Here is a 3,789-nt window from a genome sequence, read left to right as displayed (position 1 = left end):
GATGGTCACCGTGCTGGTGAGCGCGGTGGCCAGGCCGGTCTGTAGGAATGCCGAGAGCCCGTCGACGTCGGTGGTCATCCTGGTCATGATCCGGCCGCCGAGTTCGCGCTCGTAGTACTGCAAGCCGAGCCGTTGCAACTGCGCGAAGGTCTTCACCCGCAGGCCGTACAGCAGCCGTTCGCCCGCGCGCCCGGTGACCCGCACCTGCGCGACGCTGATCGCCCAGTCCACCGCGACCACGAGCAGCGCGAGCGCCGCCGCGACCAGCAGCACGTCCCGCGCGCCGGCCAGGACGCCGTGGTCGATGCCGTAGCGCACCAGGAACGGAATCAGCACCTGGGCCAGGGCGTCCAGCCCCACCAAGCCGAGCCCGGCCAGCAACGGGACCGCGAACGGCCGCAGCAGCCGCGGCAGCGAGAACTCCGGATCCGGTGTGTGCGAGAAGGATTCGGCGACCTCCGGTTCGCCGGTCGCCGGTGGGAGGCGGTCGATCAGCTCCTGCACGTCACCGCTGGGCGGCGCGGCGGCGAGCATCCCCGGCCCCGCCGCCCGGCCCGCTCCGGTCGGCGCACCGGCGGCACGCTGCGAGAACGCCTTCGCCACCTGCTCCAGGGTGCGTGCGCCGTCATCGTCGTCCTCGGCGGGCTCGACCCACAGCGGGGAGGTCGGCGCCTCGGGCCGAGCGAGCCCGGCGTCCACGCCGATCCCCGTCACTTCCGGCGGGGTGAACAGCGCGCGGAACAACTCGCCGGAGTGTTGCAGATCGCGCAGCGTGCCCAGTTCCGCCACCCGTCCGTCGTCGAGCACGGCAACCCGGTCGGCGAGCGCCAGGGTGGACAGGCGATGCGCGACGACGATGGTGGTTCGCCCGCGCACCTCGGCCGCGATCCTGGCATAGATCTGTTCCTCGACCTGCGCGTCGATGGCCGAGGTGGCGTCGTCGAGAACCAGGATGGGCGCGTCGGTGAGCAGCGCGCGGGCCAGCGCGATGCGCTGCCGCTGTCCGCCGGACAGCCGCTGCCCGCGCTCGCCGATCCTGGTATCCAGTCCCTCGGGCAGCGTCTGCACGAACCCGTCGGCCGCGGCGAGATACAAGGCGTGCCAGACCTCTTCGTCCGTGGCCGCCGGGCGCCCATAGGCCACGTTGGCCCGGATGCTGTCGGCCATCAGGTGGGTGTCCTCGAACACCATCGCCACTTGGTCGCGGGCGTCGGACAGGTAGCGGATGTCGACGCCATCGAACAGGACGGCCCCGGCGTCCGGGTCGACCAGACGCGGAAGCAATTGCACCAGTGTCGATTTGCCGCTACCCGCTCCGCCCGCGATTGCCATGGTCTCGCCCGGCTCTACGGTCAGTTCCAGCCCGTCGAGCACCCGCGTGCGATCGAAACCGAAACCGACGCCACGGAATTCGACACGCGGCGGCGCACTGCCGCGCACCGCTTCGACCTGCGGACGTTCCACCGGCGCCGGCGCCTCGATCACCTCGCGCACCCGGTCCAGCGACGCCTTGCCCTGCTGGCTGACCGTCAGCAGCATGGCGAACTGCCGGATCGGGCTGACGAACGAGCCGAGATAGGTCATGAACGCCAAGAAGGTGCCCAGCGTGATGGACTGCGACAGCGCCAGCAGTCCGCCCGCGATCAGGATCAGCGCCTGTCCCGCCGCAGGCACGGCCTGCATCGCCGGGGTGAACCGGCTGGTGATGCGCGCGACGCGCAGCCGGGAGCGGTACAGCTCCCGCGCCTTCGCCGCCAATCCGTCGAGCTCGTGCCGTTCCTGGCCGAACCCCTTCACCACTCGCACCCCGGCGACCGCGGCCTCCACCTGCATCGCCACCTCGGCGGCGCGGGCCTGCGCGTCCCAGTTGGCCGGGAAGAGTTTGCGCTGGCTGCGCCGGGTGATGATCCACAAGGCGGGAACCACCAGCAGCGCGATCACGGTCAGGGCGGGCGACATCAGGGTCATCAGGGTCAGCGCACCGGCCAGCAGCACCACATTGCCCACGACCATGGGAATGAGCTGCAGGAACATCTGGATCAGTGTGACGTCGGTGATCGCCCGGCTGACCACCTGACCGGTCCGCAGGTCCGCCTGCTCGCGGCCGTCCAGCCGCAGCAGCGCGGCGAACAGGTCCCGGCGCAGATCGTGCTGCACGCCCAGCGACAGCTGGGACGACGCCACCCGGCGCGTGAACGACGACCCGAACCGCGCCGCGCCGACGACCAGCAGCAGCGCCGCCCACGGCGCCACCGACGCCGCGGTGGCGGTGAGCGTGTCCACCACGTGCCGCACGATGAGGGGCAGCACCGCCGTCAGCAGCGCCGCCGCGAGCGCACCCGCGCCCGCGGCAACGACCAGGCGGCGGTGCTCGAGACAGCGGCGCGTCAGGTACCGGATCCACCCCGGCTGGGACGGATCCGGTTGAACCGAGCTCATCGGGCGACCACGAGCGCATCCGCGGTGTCGTACTGGTTGGCCGGCCGGTCCAGGCCGTAGTGCCCGCGCAGGGTGGTCTCGGTGTACTCGGTGCGGAACAGCCCGCGCTGCTGCAGGATCGGGACCACCTGATCGACGAAGCGCTCCAGTCCGGAGGGCAGCACGGCAGGCATGATGTTGAACCCGTCCGCGGCGCCCTCCCGGAACCAGTGCTCGATGGTGTCGGCCACCTGCTCGGGCGTGCCCGCGAAGGTGCGGTGCCCGCGCCCGCCGCCGAGCCGCCCGATCAGCTGACGCAGCGTGAGTCGTTCGCGCCGGGCGAGGTTCACGATGAGCGTGAACCGGCTCTTGGCGCCCTGGATCTCGTCCTCGGTGGGCAGATCCTCGGGCAGTTCGCTGTCCAGATCGAGTTGCTCGATCGGGAGTTTGAAGTGCGCGGCCAGCTGGCGGCGCGCGTACTCCGGCGAGATCAGGCGCTCGAGTTCGGCGTCGAGTTCGCGTGCCTGTTCCTCGGTGTCGCCGATGACGGGGACGATGCCGGGCAGGATCTTGATCGTCTCCGGGTCACGGCCCAGCGCGATCGCGCGCTGCTTGAGATCGGTGTAGAACGCTTTGCCGTCCTCGAGCGTCTGCTGCGCCGTGAACACCGCTTCGGCGTAGCGGGCGGCGAAGTTCTTGCCGTCCTCCGAGGAGCCCGCCTGCACCAGCACCGGGTAGCCCTGCGGCGAGCGCGGCACGTTCAACGGACCGTCGACCTTGAAGAATTCGCCGTGATGGGCGATCTTGCGGACCTTGCCGGCGTCGGTGTGGATGCCGAGGGCCTTGTCCGCGACGATGGCGTCGTCGTCCCAGCTGTCCCACAGCTTGGTGGACACCTCGACGAACTCGGCGGCCTTCTCGTACCGCAGCTGGTGGTCCGGGGTGTCGTCCAGGCCGAAGTTGCGCGCGGCATCGGCGCCCGCGGTGGTGACGATGTTCCAGCCGACCCGGCCGTTGCTCACCCAGTCCACCGAGGAGAACCGGCGCGCCAGGTTGTAGGGATCGTTGTAGCTGGTGGACGCGGTGGCGATCAGGCCGATCCGGCTGGTCTGCACGGCCACCGCGGTGAGGATCACGGTCGGCTCCAGCTTGCCGCTGGGCCTGCGGCCGGGATCGCCCATCAGCACCGGGCTGTCGGCGAAGAAGATCGAATCGAGCTTGCCGCGCTCGGCGGTGCGCGCGAGTTCGACGTAGTAGTTGATGTCGGTGTGCGCGTACGGATCGCTTTCCGGCAGCCGCCAGGCCGCCTCGTGGTGCCCCACCGACATCAGGAAGGCGTTGAGATGCAGTTGTTTACCGGACATGGTCGGG

At 70.4% G+C, this 3,789-nt stretch carries 2 protein-coding genes; both read right to left on the bottom strand.

Going from position 1 to position 3,789, the window contains the following annotated elements; genetic code table 11:
* Positions 1 to 2,439 (bottom strand): ABC transporter transmembrane domain-containing protein (locus ON21_RS10025; protein WP_039797403.1); only part of this gene is annotated, 2,439 nt, incomplete at its 3' end.
* Entirely contained in the window at positions 2,436 to 3,782 is a 1,347-nt protein-coding gene (locus tag ON21_RS10020; protein WP_039797404.1) for an LLM class flavin-dependent oxidoreductase, read from the bottom strand. The genes ON21_RS10025 and ON21_RS10020, both read right to left, overlap by 4 nt.
* Between the last annotated feature and the right edge of the window lie 7 nt (positions 3,783 to 3,789).

It is taken from the genome of Nocardia araoensis NBRC 100135 (assembly GCF_000308435.1).
In the GTDB taxonomy this organism is placed as follows: Bacteria; Actinomycetota; Actinomycetes; order Mycobacteriales; family Mycobacteriaceae; genus Nocardia; species Nocardia araoensis.
The sequence above is the reverse complement of the archived record's forward strand: the minus strand, read 5'-3'. Positions and strand labels throughout refer to the sequence as shown.